We start from the raw sequence: 19,156 nt of genomic DNA, 5'->3' as shown, positions 1-19,156 counted from the left end.
AGTTAGCTTGTTTGCGTAAGGGATAGTAGCGTTATCCTTTTATGAAGCGCAGCGTAATAAAAGATAAAGCGCATAGCCCGACCCGAAGTTTTTGCGAAGGGTCACGCCAAAAAAAACCCTTGCTACCGAAACTTCGGAACTGCAAGGGTTTTAAAAATCCAATAATCTAAAAATCTAATTTTAGACTAGTATCTATAATATTCTGGTTTGAACGGACCTTCAACTGGAACACCAATATAATCCGCTTGATCAGTGCGTAAAGTCTCTAATTCAACACCTAATTTAGCTAAGTGCAACATTGCTACTTTTTCGTCAAGGTGTTTTGGTAACATATACACTTCATTGTTGTATGCCGCGCTGTTTTTCCACAATTCGATTTGAGCCAAAGTTTGGTTAGTAAATGAGTTACTCATTACGAAACTTGGGTGACCTGTAGCACAACCAAGGTTTACCAAACGACCTTCAGCCAAGATAAGAATATCTTTTCCAGCGATTGTATATTTGTCAACTTGTGGTTTGATTTCAACTTTTGATGCACCGTGGTTTGTATTCAACCAAGCCATATCAATTTCGTTATCAAAATGCCCAATGTTACAAACGATAGTTTTATCTTTCATTTTTTCGAAATGAGAACCCAAAACGATATCTTTATTTCCAGTCGTTGTGATGATAATATCAGCAGTTTCAATAACTGTATCTAATTTTTTTACTTCAAAACCGTCCATAGCAGCTTGTAAAGCACAAATTGGGTCAATTTCAGTAACGGTAACAATAGAACCAGCACCTCTAAAAGAAGCAGCTGTTCCTTTACCTACGTCACCGTAACCACAAACGATTACTCTTTTTGCAGCAAGCATAACATCCGTTGCACGACGAACAGCATCAACTGCAGATTCTTTACAACCGTATTTGTTGTCAAATTTCGATTTAGTAACCGAGTCATTCACGTTGATTGCCGGCATTGGCAATGTTCCCGCTTTTACTCTTTCGTACAATCTGTGAACTCCAGTTGTAGTTTCTTCAGATAATCCTTTGATTCCAGCAACTAATTCCGGGTAACGGTCAATAACCATATTCGTCAAATCTCCACCGTCATCAAGAATCATGTTCAATGGTTTTCTGTCTTCACCAAAGAATAATGTTTGCTCAATACACCAGTCAAAATCCTCTTCGTTCAAACCTTTCCAAGCGTAAACTTGAATTCCTGCAGCAGCAATTGCAGCAGCAGCCTGATCTTGAGTAGAGAAAATGTTACAAGAACTCCAAGTCACTTCAGCACCAAGAGCGATTAAAGTTTCAATCAAAACCGCAGTTTGGATTGTCATGTGCAAACATCCTGCAATACGAGCGCCAGCAAGTGGTTGTTCATTTTTATATTCCGCACGAAGCGCCATCAAACCTGGCATTTCAGCTTCAGCTAGTTCAATTTCTTTTCTTCCCCAAGCCGCTAGAGAAATGTCTTTTACTTTGAAAGCCACAAAAGGCATAGTTGTAGTACTCATTTATAGTATATTTGTAATTGTAAATTTTTTGCAAATTTACGTAATAACTTTAGAATTTAGCTGTTTTCTAAAAGAATTATGAATTGTTTAATTCGCTAATCTTTTGACCATTAACTAAATAATTTTTATTAGGAGCTATTTCCCGCTTTTTGTTGCAATCTTTTTATTTTTAAAGAAAAATAAAAAGGATTTTCACTTCAATCGGGGCTAAAAATCAAGATCATAACACGATGCCACTTTTTAAAACGATACATTTCTCTGCAAGCGTCGGGTTCAACACCCAAATTTTAATTTGGAAAATAACAGAACCTTTTGCCGAATTATACAAGCAGGTTGTTCTCAATGAAAGCAATCAGATTCGGCTAAACGGAATGAAATCGGAGATGCACCAACGCGCTTTTCTTAGCGTGCGCAAATTATTACAACAAGTTGGTTACACTGATTTTGATTTGTATTATGATGTTTTTGGAAAACCACATTTAAACGATGGAAAGTTCATTTCCATAACGCATTCTCATAATTTTTCCGCGATTATTATCAGTGACGAAACCGTAGGAATCGATATCGAATTGCAAAGAGACAAAATAACCCGAATTGCAGATAAATTCTGTGATTCGGAATTTCAGTTTTTGGATTTGGATAGTGACGAATACATTCGAAAACTGACCGTTATTTGGGGTGTTAAAGAAGCTATTTTCAAAATTAGAAATGAAAAAGGAATCAGTTTCAAAAACCATATAAGAGTCTGTGATTTTGATTTTGAAATTAAACAGACCATCGCTGAACTTCATTTTGATAATTTAGTAAAAGATTTCAAAATTCATTTTGAAGAAATAGAAGATTTTACTTTAGTTTATGCCTTTGAAAATTAAAACAAACCACAATTTGCGGTAGAACTTATGGAGAACCTATACAGTCAAATAATACAAGCCAAAAGGAATAACAAAAAATTATTAGCTATTCTTCTTGATCCAGATAAAATTGATTTGAACACTGTAGCAATACTAATTTCAAAAATACATCAATCGCCGGCAAGCCATATTTTCATCGGCGGAAGCCATGTTACAACAAATATTCTAGATGAATTAATTGTAAAAATCAAGCAAAACTGTGATTTACCTATTGTTCTTTTTCCCGGAAATCCATCCCAGATTTCAGACAAAGCTGATGCTATTTTGTTTTTGTCATTAATCTCTGGTCGCAATCCGGATTATTTAATTGAACATCAGGTAAAAGCAGCTCCCATATTAAAGAAAACCAAACTCGAAATCATTTCTACAGGATACATTTTAATTGAAAGCGGAACTGAGACCGCTGTAGAGAGAGTGAGTAAGACCAAACCTTTAAATAGAAATAATCTTGATTTAGCATTGTCTACGGCACAAGCCGGCGAAATGTTAGGAAACAAATTGATTTATCTGGAAGCGGGAAGTGGCGCTAAACAAGCTGTTCCGCTAGAAATGATTGGATTAGTTGCTCAAAATATTGAAATTCCACTACTTGTTGGTGGCGGAATTGTAGATTTGCAGGGAATTCAAAGCGCTTATGATTCCGGAGCCGATTTAGTAATTATAGGAACCGCTTTTGAAAACGATAATAATTTTTTTAACGCATAATTAAATGATTGATTATTTTTTTTCGCAGTACAGCGAATACCCAACATTAGATATTATATTGGAAATTGTTGCTGTCATCTTTGGATTATTAAGCGTTTGGTACGCTAAAAAAGACAATATTTTAGTTTTTCCAACCGGATTAATAAGTACCTCCATATTTGTGTATTTGCTTTGGAAATGGACTTTATGGGGCGATATGATGATCAACGGTTATTATTTTGTGATGAGTATTTATGGCTGGTACCATTGGACTCGGAAAAAAGGAGATACGGAAGAATTCCCAATTTCAAAAATTTCGAGTTTTGAAAAACGAATTGCGATAATTCTTTTTATATTTACCGTCGCCTTTGTGATTTCGGTATATCATTATTTCGGAAAATTCACCACTTGGTACGCGTATGTGGATACATTTATTACAGGGATTTTCTTTGTAGGAATGTGGCTCATGGCCAAAAGAAAAGTAGAGAATTGGATATTTTGGATTGTTGGAGATGTAATTTCCATTCCGTTGTATTTTGCAAAAGGCTATACTTTTACCAGTTTTCAATATATAGTATTTACAGTAGTTGCCATTTTTGGCTATTTAGAATGGAAGAAAATCTCAGACAGCTCTCCAACGGAGTTACAAAAATAATTAAAATAGCTTTATTTGGTCCTGAAAGCACTGGCAAAACTACATTGGCCAGACAACTTGCGGAATATTATAAAACCCAATGGGTTCCAGAATTTGCACGCGATTATCTTCAGGAAAAATGGGATTCCAGCCAGCAAATATGTACTGTTGATGACATGCTGCCCATTGCTTATGGTCAAACTAAATTAGAAAATGAGCGAACGCTGACTGCCAATAAGTATCTTTTTTGTGATACGAATTTAATGGTTACCAAGGTTTTTTCTGAGGTGTATTATAACTATTGTGACCCTTTGTTACATGAAGCGGCTTGCGAACATGAATATGATTTGTTTTTTTTGACTGATATTGATGTGCCTTGGGAAAGAGATGATTTAAGAGACAAAGCGGAGGGAAGAGAATCTGTTTTTGCGGTTTTTAAGCAATCTTTAATCGATAATAATAAGCCATTTATAACACTTTCCGGAGACAAAGATTTGCGGCTTAAAAAGGCAGTTGCAATTATTGAAGATTTGACTTTGGCTAGAGAATTAGGATTTTCATCGGCTGATTTTTTGCATATTCAGGAATATGGAATCCCAATTGCAACTATTCAAAAGCAACTTGATTTTTTTAAAAATGGAATTCCAAAGGCAGATTTAGTCAGTCCGGCAAAGTTGTCAAATGGTATTTTGAAATTATCAGAGAAAGATTTTCAAGAGAAAGCAAGTTTTTTTGATGCAAATAAATCAGAGCTCAAATTAAATAAATTTGTTCCTGCATCTGGAGCGGCGAGTAGAATGTTTAAGTTTTTAACAGAATTTCTGAATGAATTTGATGTTGAAAACGAATCGATTAATGCTTATATTAATCGAAAAAAAGCGAGTAAACTGTCCATTTTTATTGTAGGAATGGAGAAGTTTCCTTTTTTTGAAGCAATAGATAAGCAATTGAAAGCAGAATTTGCTGATTTTGATACTTTGGACCGAAGTTTTAAAAATTACTATTTCATAAAATTAATGCTGTCATCGGATTATTTTGATTTTGCAAATCAACCCAAAGGGATTCTTCCTTTTCACAAATATAAAACCCATATTGCAACTCCAGTTGAAGAACATTTGCGGGAATGTGCGCAATATTCAAGTGCTAATAATGGCTCTGATTTACATTTTACGGTTTCAGAATCGCATCAAAAACATTTTGAAGATATTGTTGATTCTGTTAAATCTAAAATTGAAAACGAATCAGCTGTCGCAATAAATGTTAGTTATTCGTATCAAAATAAAACCACTGACACGCTTGCGGTCACTATGAAAAACAAGCCGTTCCGGGATGAAAATGGACAATTAGTTTTCAGACCAGGAGGTCACGGGGCTTTGATTGAGAATTTGAATAATTTGGATGCTGATATTGTTTTTATAAAAAATATTGATAATGTAATTCAAAACAATGTAGAGAAAATTTCTTTGTACAAAAAAGGATTGGCTGGAATTTTAATGGCAATTCAGCAACAGGTTTTTAGTTATTTAAATACTTTGGATGCTGTATCAATTGAACCCGAGTTGATAGATGAAATCATTCTTTTTTTGAAAGAAAAATTAAATATTACCATGAAGGATGATTTTTATTCTAAAAATTTAGAAACTAAAATCATTGAATTGCAGACTATTTTAAACAGACCAATACGTGTTTGTGGAATCGTAAAAAATGAGGGTGAACCAGGCGGAGGTCCATTTTGGGTGCGAGATAATCAAGGTGCCGTTTCCTTACAAATTGTAGAAAGTTCTCAAGTTGATTTGGTTAATGACAATCAAAAGGAAATTCTGAATGCTGCCACCCATTTTAATCCGGTTGATTTAGTTTGTGGCATTAAAAATTATAAAAAAGAGAAATTTGATTTGACTCAGTTTGTGGATTACAACAGTGGTTTTATTGTAGAGAAAAATGTAGCAGGCAAAAGTATCAAAGGATATGAGTTACCTGGTTTATGGAACGGCGCTATGGCAAATTGGCTGACTGTGTTTGTACAGGTGCCATTGATTACTTTTAATCCGGTAAAAACAGTGAATGATTTATTGAAACCGGCACATCAATCCTAAAAAAAAAACATATTCATGGAAATTGATAAAATCATATCTGAATTAAGTTTTAAAGCCGTCCGCAGCAGTGGGGCCGGTGGTCAGAACGTGAATAGAGTTTCCTCGAAAGTGGTATTGAGTTTTGATTTGAAAAATTCTCAGGCTTTAACGCATGAAGAGAAACTTTTGGTTGAAACCAAATTATCTTCTAGATTGACTACTGATGCTGTTTTAATTTTGAACTGTGATGAAGACCGAAGTCAATTTAGAAATAAAGAAATTGTAATTAAACGATTTTTGGAACTGATAAAAAATGCATTATTTGTTCCAAAAGAAAGAAAGCCCACCAGAATCCCAAAATCTGTTATTAGAAAGCGAATAAAGGATAAAAAAAATGTATCTGAGGTTAAAAAGACACGCAGAAAACCCGATTTTTAAAATTTATTCCAATTCATAATTTATAATTCACAATTTATAATTAGTTTTGCGCTGTCTCAAAGGGGTGCTCTAAATAACGAGCTGAGATTATACCCAACGAACCTGAACAGGTAATGCTGTTAAGGGAAAAAATGACAAAGAAATAGCGTGCACACTACTTTATTTGTCATAGGAAACAATCATTTTTTAATTTAACAAAAAGAATAATTCCCCCTTTTATTCGTAATCTTTTTACGGATGAATACTATTATTATTAGTCGCAAAGTTGCAAAGTCGCAAAGTTGCAAAGTTGCAAAATACAAGGTTCTAACTCCTTGTACTTCTATTTTCTTTTCTCTATTTTCTTTAGTCTCCTTTTCACAAGTCAAAGACACTACATCTGTAAACCAACTTGATGAAGTCTTGGTTTCAGCGGTGCGTGTTACCACAAAAACGCCGGTAAGTTTTAGTAATTTAGGAAAAAAGGATATCAAATTCCGAAACTTAGGCCAGGACATTCCAATTCTGATGAATTATTTACCGTCAGTTGTTACGACATCTGATGCTGGAAATGGCGTGGGATACACCGGAATTCGAGTTCGTGGTAGCGATGCAACGCGAGTAAATGTTACCATCAATGGAATTCCTTACAATGATTCTGAAAGCCACGGAACTTTTTGGGTGAATATGCCTGATTTTGCTTCTTCAGTAGAGAGTTTGCAATTGCAGCGCGGCGTTGGAACTTCCACTAATGGAGCGGGCGCTTTTGGTGCGAGTTTAAACATGTTGACGGATAATTTTGCCAAAGAAAGCTCGGGTGAAATCTCCAATTCTTTTGGAAGTTTTAATACCAGAAAACACACCGTAAAATTCAGTACAGGTTTAATGAATAATCACTTCGAAATTGCTGGACGTTTATCAGCTATTAAGTCGGATGGATTTGTGGATCGCGGAGCCTCTGATTTGAAGTCGTATTTTCTTCAAGGAACGTATGTGGGCAAAACTAGTTTGATAAAAGCATTGGTTTTTGGTGGGACCGAAAAAACGTACCAATCTTGGAACGGAATAGATGGTGAAACGTTACAAAATGACCGAACGTTTAATTCAGCTGGTGCTTTCACGGACGAACAAGGAAATGCTCGTTTTTATGACAATGAAACCGATAATTACCAGCAAGATCACTCGCAATTGCTTTGGAACGAAAAAATATCCGACAACTGGAGCACGAATTTTGCTTTGCATTACACAAAAGGCAAAGGATTTTATGAAAACTATAAAGAAGATGCTGACTTTGCCGATTATGGATTACAGCCCGTTGGTGCTATTACAACAACGGATTTAGTGCGTCAGAAATGGTTGGAAAATGATTTCTATGGAACTACATTTTCTGCTAATTATAAAGATGAAAAACTGGATGTGATTTTTGGTGGTGGTTGGAACAAGTATGAAGGCGACCATTTTGGAAAAGTCATTTGGGCACGAAATGCTTCTCAGAGTGAGTTAGGAGATCGCTATTATAATGATTTTGCTAATAAAACGGATGGAAATATTTTTGCGAAAGCCAATTACCAAATTTCGGAACAGCTAAGTTTATTTGGAGATTTGCAATATAGATCAGTGAATTATAAAGCCAATGGTGTTCAACCAACACTTGTGGATGATACTTTTAACTTCTTTAACCCTAAAACAGGATTAACTTATACAATCAATTCTGGAAATTCCGTGTATTTATCGTATGCCAGAGCCAATCGCGAACCTAATAGGAGTGATTATGAAGGCGGAAACGTAAAGCCTGAAAAGTTGAATGACTTTGAATTGGGTTGGAGATACGTTGCGGAAAAAGTACAATTCAATACGAATGTGTATTATATGGCCTATAAAGACCAATTGATTTTGACAGGAAGTTTAGATGATGTAGGTGCTCCAATACGCTCTAACAGTGAAAAAAGTTACCGTTTAGGACTTGAAGTGGATGCTACAATAGCGTTGACAAATCAATTGATTATCCGCCCTAATTTTACGCTGAGTGCTAATAAAAATACAGATTTAGCAGTTGAAGGGCAGGATTACGGCACCACAGATATTGCGTATTCGCCATCAATTATTGCGGGAAATATTTTGGTGTATACGCCAATTGAAAATCTTCATATTTCATGGATGCAAAAATTCGTTGGAGAGCAATACATGAATAATATCGAATTACCGGCTGCTAAGTTGGCTGATTATTTTGTCAATGATTTAAATGTTGCCTACACTTTTAAACCTAAAACCATCTTCAAAGAAATTGTGTTGACGGGTTTAGTGAATAATTTTTTAGATAAGAAATATGTTTCTAACGGATACATGTATGATGTATATCCGTATTATTATCCACAGGCAGGAATTAATTTCTTGGTAGGAATGACGTTGAATTTTTAGAGTAATGATTTACTTTTAATGAAGAAATCCTGACGGTTCGCTGTCAGGATTTTTTTTGATTTAATTATAAACGCGAAGCACATTTCCATTAACCTGAACTCGGTATTGTTTCAAGGGGTATTGCAATTGTCCTTGTCCGGTAAACAAACTATATTCTGCATTATCACAGCCGCAAACAGCATTGATACCATTTATGGTCATGGTAGAACAAGCGCTAATCGTTTGATTAGGGCAAGCAGCATCAAAAGCATTATAACCGCTGCCAGTATTGAAAATAATGACACCTCGTGCGCCTATTCCAGAAATATAAACTGCATTACTAACGAATTTCAGATTAGAATACGCAGGTAAATTCATATTGACATCTACTGTGAAAGTATAATTTGGAATAAATGGATTAGAGTTGTTTAAACCAGAATCACTACACGATAAAAAGAAAGGAATAATAAGAAAAAGAAGTGCGTATTTTTTCATTTTAAAATAGTGTCAAAGTATTAGCGAAACAAATTTAATTTATTTAACTTTGAATTATATATGATTAACATATATTTATAGACGAAAAAAAAATAATAGTATCTTTGTGGAAAGAAATCCCGTCCTGATGGGATTTTTTCTATTTATATAAATGAGGAATTTATGAGTACAGTATCGTATTACACAGCAGAAGGGTTAAAAAAATTAAGAGAAGAATTGGATTATTTAAAGAGCGTAATGCGTCCTAAAGCATCTGCGGATATTGCTGAAGCAAGAGATAAAGGCGATCTTTCAGAGAATGCCGAATATGATGCGGCTAAGGAAGCGCAAGGAATGCTTGAAATGCGTATTGCTAAGCTTGAAGAAGTACATTCGAATGCTAGATTAATTGATGAGTCTCATTTAGATCTTTCTAAAGTATTGGTTTTATCAAATGTAAAAATCAAGAACCAAACCAATGGTATGGAGATGACTTATACATTAGTTGCGGAAAGTGAAGCCGATTTGAAAACTGGAAAAATCTCTGTAACTTCACCAATTGGAAAAGGTTTACTAGGAAAATCAGTGGGTGAATTTGCTGAAATTACAGTTCCGAATGGTGTTTTGAAATTCGAAATTTTGGAAATTTCACGCGACTAATTAGTTAAAGGTTTAAACGATTAATTGATTCAAGATGTCAAGTATTTTTACCAAAATTATAAATGGAGAAATTCCGTGCTACAAAATTGCTGAAGATGAAAATTTCTTGGCTTTTTTGGATGTGAATCCAAATGCAAAAGGACACACACTTTGTATTCCAAAACAAGAAATCAATAAGATTTTTGAGATGGAAGATGATTTGTATCTAGGGTTAATGCAGTTTTCTAAAAAAATTGCGGTGGCTTTAGAGAAAACAGTTCCGTGTAAACGTGTTGGGATGGCAGTTGTAGGACTTGAAGTTCCTCATGCGCACGTTCATTTGATTCCGTTGAATGAAATGGATGAAATGCGTTTTCAAAATAAAGTAACGTTATCCAAAGACGAATTTGAAGCATTGGCGGCAAGTATAAAAACCAATTTATAGTATTTTTTAAAATAAAATAATTTGGTATGGTTTTCGTTTAAAAGGGAATAGGTGTAAACCTGTTCCCTTTTCTACTTTATGGAGCCTTCATTATATATTATGAAAAATATTTTTTTGTTATTTTTTTTCTTTTTCTCCTTGTTTAGTTTTGGACAAGCAAATTCGGGATATTCTGTAGCTGATGCTAAAATGGCCGCAATTCCTGTAAATGCAACAACTTCTACACAAGCAATTGCAAACTATATCAATGCTAATTTCAAAACAGAAACAGATAAAATCAGGGCGGTTTTTTATTGGACGGCATCAAATATCACTTACGATATTCCCGGAATGAATGCCGTAAATTTTAATGAAACAGTTCAGCAGAAAATTGCAAAGACGTTGAAGACTAAAAAAGGCGTCTGTATTCATTATGCTTCCGTTTTTAATGATCTCTCTCAAAAAATTGGAATTCAATCCTACATCATTGAAGGATATACCAAGCAAAACGGAAAAGTAAGTAACTTGGCTCACGCTTGGGTAGCTGCAAAAATTGACAGAAAGTGGTATGTATTTGATCCAACGTGGGGTTCCGGCTATGTAAATAATGGTAGATTTTCAAAAAAATTAAACAGTTATTATTTTAAGGCAGATCCTTCTACAATAATTGCTTCGCACATTCCATTTGATTATTTATGGCAATTTTCTAATTATCCTATTACCAATAATGAGTTTTATGAAGGTAAAACCCAAATCAATAAAACCAAGAAATACTTTGATTTCGAGAAAGAAATTGCAAAACATAATAGTTTGCCAGAGGTGGAAAAATTAGCCGCTGCTGCAGAACGCATAGAGAAAAATGGAATAGAGAACGCCATGATTTTGGAGCGTTACAAAGGCAAGAAAAAGCAATTAGCGTATTTGCAATACAATTCAAATATTGAAAAATTGAATGAGATTGTGAATGAAATGAATGAAGCTGTTGTATTGTTGAATGATTTTATTCATTATCGGAATAACACTTTTAAACCTGCCTTGCCAGATAGTGAAATTATTGATATGATTGATGCGCCACGAGAAAAACTGGCTAAGTGCCAAGATGCAATTTACAAAGTTGGTTCTGTTGGGAATGAAAATGCTGCTAATGTAGCTTCGATAAAAAAATCAATAAGTAAAGCTTTGGCGCAAGCCGAAGAACATGCGAAATTTGTAGATAACTATTTGAGTAAGTCAAAAATAGTCAGAAAAACGATGTTCTATAAAACCTCACAATTTAGAGTTCGTTAAACTAAATTATTTTTTTTAAACTCACTTGCATCGTTGTTCCTTTTCCAATTTCAGAATGTAAGACTTTGATGGTTCCTTTGTGGTATTCTTCAACGATTCTTTTAGTCAATGAAAGTCCTAATCCCCAACCTCTTTTTTTGGTGGTAAAACCAGGTTCAAAAATACTTTTGAATTGATTTTTCTGAATTCCACCACCGGTATCTGAAACGTTTATTTTTACATAATCGTCTTCTTGCTCAATTTCCAGTGCTAATTTTCCTTTGCCTTTCATCGCATCGATTGCGTTTTTTACAAGATTTTCAATAGTCCAACTGTGTAGAGTAGGATTCAGTGACACCATAATAGGGGATTTAGGCGCTTTGAATGAAAACTCAATTTGTTTGGAAAATCGGGATTGCAAATAGTCGTAGGACTGAAGCGTTTCTGAGACAATATCTTTGTTTTCTAATTTGGGTTCCGATCCTATTTTCGAGAAACGATCGGTAATGGTTTGCAATCGCTCAATGTCTTTTTCAATTTCGAGAGTCGTGCTTTCGTCCACATTTTCAGATTTCAATAGTTCCACCCAGCCAATCAAGGAAGAAAGCGGAGTTCCTATTTGGTGTGCAGTTTCTTTGGCCATTCCGGCCCAAAGTTTGTTTTGCGTCGCCATTTTGGTGCTTCGGTAAAAATTGTAAACTAAAGCGCCAAAAAGCACAATAATTAGCACTAAAGCAACGGGGTAATATTTTAATTTATTTAGTAAAGCTGAGTTCCCATAATAGAGTTTTTGAAATTTTCCCGGAACATATTCAATGACGATGGGCTCGTTTTCACTTTTTAAATCATGTAAAAATGCGACTGCCTTTTTATTATTTTTCACAATAACCTCGTCAATATTTACGGTATTTATGATGCTGTCATTTTCTGTGAGTATAATAGGAATCGAAGTGTTATCACTAAAAATTTGAAGCGGAAGTTCAACATCGGTATTTTCGCCGGCGTTAATCAGTGTTTTTTGAGCTTGCGCCCAAAGATTCATTTTTAATCGTTCTTCGTTTTTGAAGATTTGAAAAAAGGTATATGTATTCCAAAGTATCAGTGAAATGATTAAAAAAGAGGCGAAAATTATGATCCAACGGGTTGTATTTCTTCTTTCAGAAAACTGCATAAATGAAAATTTGAATTATAAATATAACGAAATAAATTTGGTTGTATTTTAGTTTTGATCAAAGAATTTTTTTTAGAAAAAATCCATACTTAATTTTATTCTAATTTGTTGTACTCCTTCAAAAACTGATTCGATTTGTCTACTTTTGTATCTTCAGTGAAAAATTAAAAAATATGATTACGATTGATCCTAAAAGTATTGAAACGGCCAAATTACAAGGTTATCTGCAGAGTTCTGTTGGGCCAAGACCCATTGCTTTTGCCAGTACCATGGATGAAGAAGGGAATCCTAATGTATCGCCTTTTAGTTTCTTTAATGTGTTTAGTGCAAATCCTCCAATTTTGATATTTTCACCGGCGAGACGCGTTCGTGACAATTCGATAAAACATACGTTAATCAATGCCGAAGCTACTAGGGAAGTCGTAATTAATGTCGTAAATTACGATATGGTACAACAGATTTCTCTGGCAAGTACGGAGTATGCTGATGGCGTGGATGAGTTTTTAAAATCAGGCTTGACGCCAATTGCTTCAGAAGTGGTAAAACCGTTTCGAGTGAAAGAATCGCCTGTTCAATTTGAATGCAAAGTGACTCAGATTATTCCACTGGGAACAGAAGGAGGAGCAGGAAATTTAGTGCTTTGCGAAGTTTTGCGAATACATATTGACGAATCTGTTTTAGATGAAAATGGAGCGATTGATCAATATAAAATTGACTTAGTTTCCAGATTAGGTGGCAATTGGTATTCGAGGTCAAACCAAGGGCTTTTTGAAGTACCAAAACCGTTATCAACCTTAGGAATCGGAGTAGATGCAATTCCGAATTTTATAAAAGAAAGTCCAATTTTTGATGGAAATGATTTAGGAATGTTAGGGAATGTAGAAGCCTTGCCTACAACCGAAGAAGTTAGTATATTTGTACAGCAAAATTTTGCAGTAAAAGGAGTTTTAAGTTCCGATGATGCTGATAAAGTGCATCTTGAGGCCAAAAAATATTTGAATGCCAATGATGTTTCTTCCGCTTGGAAAGTGCTTTTGGCAGAGAAAAAAAGATAGAACAAAACAATTAAAATAGAGAAGATGGAAGTTACAGGAAAAATTAAAATGATCGATCAAACTAAAGAAGTTGGATCTGGAGGTTTCAAAAAAAGAGATGTAGTTGTTACAACTGATGAGCAGTATCCACAACATATTCTAGTTCAGTTTGTTCAAGATAAATGTGACTTATTGAACAGTTTTCAAGTAGGTGAGCCTGTTAAAATTGATATTAATCTAAGAGGTAGAGAATGGACAAATCCTCAAGGGGAAACAGTTTATTTCAATACTATCCAAGGTTGGAGAATTGGAAAATTACAAGGCGAAGCTCCTTCTGCTGCGCAAATGCCACCTATGCCTGCTGCTGAAGCTTTTGCACCAGCAACAAACTTAAACGAAGAAGAAGCAGATGATTTGCCATTCTAAGACATAAAAAAGTTAAAAATTAGAAGTCAGAAGTTTGAGTTGTACTTGAATTTCTGACTTTTTTCTTTTTTTGAAATATCCGTTGATTTTTGAAATTGAAAAATGTATTATTTATCTACAACTTTATTTTTTCCCCCTGTTGACCAAGCCAATCGCGATGGAATTTTAGCCATTGGCGGTGATTTATCTCCGGAACGATTACAACTTGCGTATAAAAGCGGTATTTTTCCGTGGTTTGAAGATGGCGAACCTATTATGTGGTGGTCACCAAACCCAAGAATGGTTTTGTTTCTGGATGAATTGATAGTTTCCAAAAGTATGAGAAATATCCTGAATCGGAATAGTTTTAAGGTGACTTTCAATCAGAATTTTAGGGATGTAATTTCTAATTGTCAAAACATAGAACGTGATGGTCAAAACGGAACTTGGATTACGAATGACATGATTGAAGCCTATTGTAAAATGCACGAATTAGGAATAGCAAAATCAATCGAAGTTTGGCAAGATGAGGTTTTGGTTGGGGGTTTATATGGAATTGATTTAGGTCACGTCTTTTGTGGTGAAAGTATGTTTTCTAAAGTTTCGAACGCTTCGAAAGTGGCTTTTGTAGCTTTGGTTCACCAATTAAAAGTAGAAAATTACAAACTATTGGATTGCCAAGTTTATAATCCGCATCTTGAAAGTTTGGGTTGTCGCGAAATAGAAAGAGTTGATTTTATGAAAATTTTAAAAAGTAAATAATCTTCATATTCCGAATTTTTATAGTTCTATCTTAGTGGAAATTAACTTTTCTTCCAACAATCGGCTACGTGATCATCGACTATTCCGGTGGCTTGCATGTGTGCATAAACCACTGTGGAACCCACAAATTTGAATCCGCGTTTTTTTAAATCTTTACTTATCTCATCAGAAAGTGGAGTAGTTGCAGGAACTTCTTTTAAGGATTGTCGGTTGTTTTGAATAGGTTTTCCATTAGTAAACTTCCAAATGTAATTTGAAAAACTTCCAAATTCTTCTTGTATTTTCATAAACGCTAAGGCATTCGAAACAGCAGCGCGTACCTTTAATTGATTGCGGATAATTCCCGCATCTAATAACAATTCCTGGATTTTATCTTCGGTATAAAGAGCGACTTTTTTATAGTCAAAATCATCAAAAGCTAGTTTGAAGTTTTCTCTCTTTTTAAGGATTGTAATCCAACTTAGTCCCGCTTGGAAAGTTTCCAAGATTAAGAATTCAAATAATTTTTGATCTTCATAAACTGGAACACCCCATTCTTCATCATGGTATTTTTCGTAAATATCAATTCCAACGCACCATTTACATCTTATTTTTTCTTCCATTTTTTATTCTTTTTCAGAGGCTAAATAATTCTTGATAATATAATGACCCAAATAAATTAATGGCGTCAAGAGAATGGCAATTCCGAGTTTAAAAGTATAACCTGTCAATGCAGATGTGATAAAAGTATCAAAGTTAATTTTACCGGGTAACCAAAAAGCAATTCCAAGGACAATAAAAGAATCGAATAATTGAGAAATTATAGTGGAACCTGTTGCTCTAAGCCATATTTTTTTATTCCCGGTTCGGTTTTTAAAAAACCAAAAAACAGTCACATCTATCAATTGTGAAACGAGAAAAGCGATGATACTGCCCACAATAATCCACATGCTTTGTCCGAAGACAGCAAAAAATTGTTCGTCATTTACTGGGCTTATTCCTTTTGCAGCGGGAATATTGATCGCAAAAAGTAAAACAAGGAATGAATACGCGATTAAACCAGCTGTGATTAAGGAAAGTTTCTTTACTCCTTTTTCTCCAAAATATTCATTGATTAAATCAGTTGTCAGGAAAACAATAGGCCAAGGCAAAATACCGATGCTCATTACAAAGGGACCTATTTGTATCAATTTTCCACCGATGAGTTCTGCGGTAACAGCATTGGTAATGAAGATTCCTGCTAGAATAAAAAAGACAAGTTCCTTTTTGGTTTTAAACATAAAAAATAATTAGTATTCAAATTTAGGGTTTTATTTTTAAAAGAAAAATCCCATCTCATTTTTTCAAATAAGATGGGATTTTATATAAATTTGGGTTGTGAAATTTACTAATGTGATTTCGTTCCTCGCAATAAATTATCCTAAAGTAACTCTTTTGAAACCTGTAATCTCAACGTTGAATCCTTTAACATAATCGCTAACTTTTTTACTGTCATCTTTGATGAAGTTTTGATCTAATAAGGCTTTCTCTTGATCTAAAGTAGTATTGTCAGAGATGAAACGTTGAACTTTTCCAGGGATAATTTTGTCCCAAATTTGTTCTGGTTTACCTTCAGCTTTTAATTCAGCTTTTGCATCTTCTTCAGCTTGTTTGATAACTTCTTCAGTTAATTGAGAGAAAGAAATATATTTAGGAACATTTTTTAAAGTTTTTCCTAAACGTTTTGCTTCTTCATTTTCTTTTTCGATGATAGCAATACGAGCAGCAAGTTCAGACTCAACAAAAGCAGGATCAAAATCTTTGTAAGATAGTGTATCAGCTCCCATTGATGCTACTTGCATAGAGATGTCTTTAGTTATAACGTCACCATTAGCAATTGGTGCAGATATTGCAGTTAAAGCAGCAATTTTGTTAACGTGAACATAAGATCCAACGAAAGCACCTTCTAAAATTTCAAAACCACCGATTTCAATTTTTTCTCCAATTACTCCAGTTTGCTCGATTAGTTTTTCAGCAACAGTAATTCCGTTGAAATCTGAAGCTAAAAATTCCTCTTTAGAAGAATAGTTAATCGCTCTTTCAACTAATTCTTTAGCTAAAGTTACGAAAGCTTCGTTTTTACCTACGAAATCTGTCTCACAGTTTAAAGTGATGATAGCTCCTTTAGTTTTGTCTGCATTAATAAAAGATACAGCAGCTCCTTCAGAAGATTCACGATCAGAACGGTTTGCAGCTACTTTTTGTCCTTTTTCTCTAAGGTTTTGAATAGCTTTGTCAAAATCTCCATCAGCTTCAACTAAAGCCTTTTTACAGTCCATCATTCCGGCACCTGTAGTTTGTCTTAATTTATTTACATCTGCAGCAGTAATTGTTGCCATAATTTTTTTATTTAAAGATTAAAAGATTGAAAAATTTAAGGATTTTATTATTAATTCTGCAATCAATAATTTTTAATCTTTAAATCCTTCAATCTTTAAATTTATTTTATTTATTCTTCAGTTGCAGTTGGCGCAGCAGTTTCTACAGCAGGTGTAGCTTTTACAGCTTCAGCAGCAGGAGCAGCAACAACTTCAGCAGTAGCTTCAGATTCTTTGTCAGAACCTCTATCAGAAAGTCCTTCAACAATTGCAGCAGTAACTAAAGTTAAAATTTTATCAATTGATTTAGAAGCATCATCGTTAGATGGGATTACGAATTCAACCTCTCTTGGGTCAGAATTAGTATCCACCATAGCGAAAACTGGAATGTTTAATTTTTGTGCTTCTTTTATTGCGATATGTTCCGCTTTGATATCAACTACGAACAATGCAGCTGGTAGTCTTGACATGTCAGCGATTGAACCTAAGTTTTTCTCTAATTTAGCACGAAGACGATCAACTTGTAAACGCTCTTTTTTAGAAAGAGTCATGAAAGTACCATCTTTCTTCATTTTATCAATAGTAGCCATTTTTTTAACAGCTTTACGGATAGTTACAAAGTTAGTTAGCATTCCACCAGGCCATCTTTCAGTGATGTAAGGCATGTTTGCAGCTTTTGCTTTTTCAGCAACGATGTCTTTTGCTTGTTTTTTGGTAGCAACGAATAATATTTTTCTACCTGATGCAGCGATTTTTTTCAAAGCGTCATTTGCTTCTTCAATTTTTGCTGCAGTTTTATATAGATTGATAATGTGAATACCATTACGCTCCATATAAATGTAAGGAGCCATGTTTGGATCCCATTTTCTAGTCATGTGTCCGAAATGAACACCTGCTTCTAGTAAGTCTTTTACTTCTACTTTGTTTGCCATTTTGTTCTAGTTTACGTTCTGTTGATTAGCAATGAATAAATGGCGATTTCTCGGCTTTATGCATTTAGATGCTAAACTATTTCCTACCTCGGTAGGAGAGCAACAACAACTGTTTTTTTTAAAATTTTTATGCTGAATTTATTTCAGCATCTTTTTCGTTTAAGCTGATAATAAAACCAGTCCATGAACGTGAGAATCTGAATTAAATCCAGATTGAATAATATTAACGTTTAGAGAATTGGAATCTCTTACGAGCTTTCTTCTGACCGAATTTCTTACGTTCAACCATTCTTGGATCTCTTGTTAATAAACCTTGTGGTTTCAATATCCCTCTGTTTTCAGCATTTACTTCACACATAACGCGTGCTAATGCCATTCTTACAGCTTCTGCTTGACCAGTAGAACCACCTCCGTAAACATTCACTTTTACGTCAAAGTTGCTTACATTTTCTGTCATAGACATTGGTTGTAATACTTTGTACTGTAAAGTTGCAGTTGGGAAATAAGTTTCGAATGGTTTTTTGTTCACAACGATTACTCCTGTTCCTTCCGAAACATAAACACGTGCAACAGCCGTTTTTCTTCTACCAATTTTGTGAATTACTCCCATTACTTAAGATCGTTAAGGTTAACTGTTTTAGGTTTTTGAGCGCCTTGTTTGTGCTCTGATCCTACAACAACATTTAAATTTCTAAAAAGTTCAGCACCTAATTTATTTTTAGGTAACATTCCTTTAATAGCTTTCTCTACTAATAATGCAGGGTTTTTTGCTTGCAATACTTTAGCAGTTAAAGTTCTTTGACCACCTGGATAACCTGTGTGACGAATATAAGTCTTTTCGTCCATTTTGTTACCTGTAAGGTTGATCTTTTCTGAGTTGATAACGATTACGTTATCACCGCAGTCCACGTGTGGTGTGTAACTTGGCTTGTACTTACCTCTCAAAATCATAGCGACTTTTGAAGCAAGACGACCTAAGTTGTGACCATCAGCATCTACAACAATCCACTCTTTTGTAACTGTGGCTTTGCTTGCTGATTGTGTCTTGTAGCTTAATGCGTCCATAATATATTTTTAATTAAACATTCCATCC

21 protein-coding genes are annotated in these 19,156 nt (G+C 34.5%); 12 read left to right on the top strand and 9 right to left on the bottom strand.

Features of this window, described 5'->3' with window-relative positions; genetic code table 11:
* Positions 1-185 precede the first annotated feature (185 nt).
* Positions 186-1,502: an adenosylhomocysteinase gene (gene ahcY / locus IWX80_RS04060; RefSeq protein ID WP_196852264.1), complete on the bottom strand. Its 1,317-nt coding sequence runs from the start codon at positions 1,500-1,502 to the stop codon at positions 186-188.
* A 230-nt stretch (positions 1,503-1,732) separates the two neighbouring features.
* Here ahcY and IWX80_RS04055 point away from each other — a divergent pair, with 230 nt between their 5' ends.
* The 6 genes from IWX80_RS04055 to IWX80_RS04030 all read left to right on the top strand — a co-directional run bounded on the left by IWX80_RS04055 (position 1,733) and on the right by IWX80_RS04030 (position 8,641).
* On the top strand, positions 1,733-2,374 hold the full coding sequence (locus tag IWX80_RS04055) for a 4'-phosphopantetheinyl transferase family protein (protein ID WP_196852263.1): 642 nt from the start codon (positions 1,733-1,735) through the stop codon (positions 2,372-2,374).
* Positions 2,375-2,401: 27 nt separating this feature from the next.
* A complete protein-coding gene (locus IWX80_RS04050; RefSeq protein WP_196852262.1) occupies positions 2,402-3,118 on the top strand; it encodes a geranylgeranylglyceryl/heptaprenylglyceryl phosphate synthase in 717 nt (238 codons plus the stop codon).
* 4 nt (positions 3,119-3,122) lie between these two features.
* Positions 3,123-3,752, top strand: coding sequence for a nicotinamide riboside transporter PnuC (gene pnuC / locus IWX80_RS04045; protein WP_196852261.1), 630 nt, complete (start codon positions 3,123-3,125; stop codon positions 3,750-3,752).
* Entirely contained in the window at positions 3,707-5,827 is a 2,121-nt protein-coding gene (locus tag IWX80_RS04040; protein WP_196852260.1) for a DUF4301 family protein, read from the top strand. The genes pnuC and IWX80_RS04040 overlap by 46 nt, the downstream gene beginning before the upstream one ends.
* Positions 5,828-5,842: 15 nt before the next feature.
* Positions 5,843-6,244 carry an alternative ribosome rescue aminoacyl-tRNA hydrolase ArfB gene (gene arfB / locus IWX80_RS04035; RefSeq protein WP_196852259.1) on the top strand — a complete coding sequence of 134 codons (402 nt, stop codon included), beginning with the start codon at positions 5,843-5,845 and terminating at the stop codon, positions 6,242-6,244.
* 237 nt (positions 6,245-6,481) lie between these two features.
* The gene (locus tag IWX80_RS04030) at positions 6,482-8,641 is read left to right on the top strand and encodes a TonB-dependent receptor (RefSeq protein WP_196852258.1); all 2,160 of its coding nucleotides are present in this window, start codon (positions 6,482-6,484) and stop codon (positions 8,639-8,641) included.
* Positions 8,642-8,701: 60 nt separating this feature from the next.
* On the opposite strand, the gene IWX80_RS04025 is transcribed toward IWX80_RS04030, so the two are convergent.
* Positions 8,702-9,115 (bottom strand): Rieske (2Fe-2S) protein, encoded by a 414-nt coding sequence (locus IWX80_RS04025; protein ID WP_196852257.1) that lies wholly within the window; start codon positions 9,113-9,115, stop codon positions 8,702-8,704.
* A gap of 162 nt (positions 9,116-9,277) precedes the next feature.
* Here IWX80_RS04025 and greA point away from each other — a divergent pair, with 162 nt between their 5' ends.
* The 3 genes from greA to IWX80_RS04010 all read left to right on the top strand — a co-directional run bounded on the left by greA (position 9,278) and on the right by IWX80_RS04010 (position 11,444).
* Positions 9,278-9,754, top strand: a complete 477-nt coding sequence (greA, locus tag IWX80_RS04020; protein WP_113634059.1) for a transcription elongation factor GreA — start codon at positions 9,278-9,280, stop codon at positions 9,752-9,754.
* A gap of 34 nt (positions 9,755-9,788) precedes the next feature.
* On the top strand, positions 9,789-10,178 hold the full coding sequence (locus IWX80_RS04015) for an HIT family protein (RefSeq protein ID WP_196852256.1): 390 nt from the start codon (positions 9,789-9,791) through the stop codon (positions 10,176-10,178).
* A gap of 99 nt (positions 10,179-10,277) precedes the next feature.
* Positions 10,278-11,444 (top strand): transglutaminase domain-containing protein, encoded by a 1,167-nt coding sequence (locus IWX80_RS04010; protein ID WP_196852255.1) that lies wholly within the window; start codon positions 10,278-10,280, stop codon positions 11,442-11,444.
* Position 11,445: 1 nt separating this feature from the next.
* On the opposite strand, the gene IWX80_RS04005 is transcribed toward IWX80_RS04010, so the two are convergent.
* Positions 11,446-12,594 (bottom strand): sensor histidine kinase, encoded by a 1,149-nt coding sequence (locus IWX80_RS04005; RefSeq protein ID WP_196852254.1) that lies wholly within the window; start codon positions 12,592-12,594, stop codon positions 11,446-11,448.
* Positions 12,595-12,767: 173 nt separating this feature from the next.
* On the opposite strand from IWX80_RS04005, the gene IWX80_RS04000 reads away from it, so the two are divergent.
* From IWX80_RS04000 to aat, 3 genes are all read left to right on the top strand, one after another.
* Complete coding sequence (locus IWX80_RS04000) at positions 12,768-13,649, top strand: flavin reductase family protein (protein WP_196852253.1); 882 nt, start codon at positions 12,768-12,770, stop codon at positions 13,647-13,649.
* A gap of 24 nt (positions 13,650-13,673) precedes the next feature.
* A complete protein-coding gene (locus IWX80_RS03995) occupies positions 13,674-14,054 on the top strand; it encodes a DUF3127 domain-containing protein (RefSeq protein WP_113634053.1) in 381 nt (126 codons plus the stop codon).
* Positions 14,055-14,156: 102 nt separating this feature from the next.
* Positions 14,157-14,795 carry a leucyl/phenylalanyl-tRNA--protein transferase gene (gene aat / locus IWX80_RS03990; protein WP_196852252.1) on the top strand — a complete coding sequence of 213 codons (639 nt, stop codon included), beginning with the start codon at positions 14,157-14,159 and terminating at the stop codon, positions 14,793-14,795.
* A 41-nt stretch (positions 14,796-14,836) separates the two neighbouring features.
* Here the strand turns inward: aat and IWX80_RS03985 are convergent, their stop codons facing one another.
* The 6 genes from IWX80_RS03985 to rplM form a co-directional block, all read right to left on the bottom strand.
* Positions 14,837-15,397 carry a DNA-3-methyladenine glycosylase I gene (locus IWX80_RS03985; RefSeq protein WP_196852251.1) on the bottom strand — a complete coding sequence of 187 codons (561 nt, stop codon included), beginning with the start codon at positions 15,395-15,397 and terminating at the stop codon, positions 14,837-14,839.
* A gap of 3 nt (positions 15,398-15,400) precedes the next feature.
* Positions 15,401-16,054 (bottom strand): queuosine precursor transporter, encoded by a 654-nt coding sequence (locus IWX80_RS03980; RefSeq protein ID WP_196852250.1) that lies wholly within the window; start codon positions 16,052-16,054, stop codon positions 15,401-15,403.
* Positions 16,055-16,189: 135 nt separating this feature from the next.
* Positions 16,190-17,152: a translation elongation factor Ts gene (tsf, locus tag IWX80_RS03975; protein ID WP_196852249.1), complete on the bottom strand. Its 963-nt coding sequence runs from the start codon at positions 17,150-17,152 to the stop codon at positions 16,190-16,192.
* A gap of 110 nt (positions 17,153-17,262) precedes the next feature.
* Complete coding sequence (gene rpsB, locus IWX80_RS03970) at positions 17,263-18,063, bottom strand: 30S ribosomal protein S2 (RefSeq protein WP_196852248.1); 801 nt, start codon at positions 18,061-18,063, stop codon at positions 17,263-17,265.
* Between the two features lie 223 nt (positions 18,064-18,286).
* Positions 18,287-18,673 (bottom strand): 30S ribosomal protein S9, encoded by a 387-nt coding sequence (gene rpsI / locus IWX80_RS03965; RefSeq protein ID WP_113634047.1) that lies wholly within the window; start codon positions 18,671-18,673, stop codon positions 18,287-18,289.
* Positions 18,673-19,128 (bottom strand): 50S ribosomal protein L13, encoded by a 456-nt coding sequence (gene rplM / locus IWX80_RS03960; protein ID WP_073204674.1) that lies wholly within the window; start codon positions 19,126-19,128, stop codon positions 18,673-18,675. Before rplM ends, rpsI begins: the two co-directional genes overlap by 1 nt.
* Between the last annotated feature and the right edge of the window lie 28 nt (positions 19,129-19,156).

It is taken from the genome of Flavobacterium sp. CAN_S2, from assembly GCF_015752255.1.
Taxonomy (GTDB): Bacteria; Bacteroidota; Bacteroidia; order Flavobacteriales; family Flavobacteriaceae; genus Flavobacterium.
The sequence above is the reverse complement of the archived record's forward strand: the minus strand, read 5'-3'. Positions and strand labels throughout refer to the sequence as shown.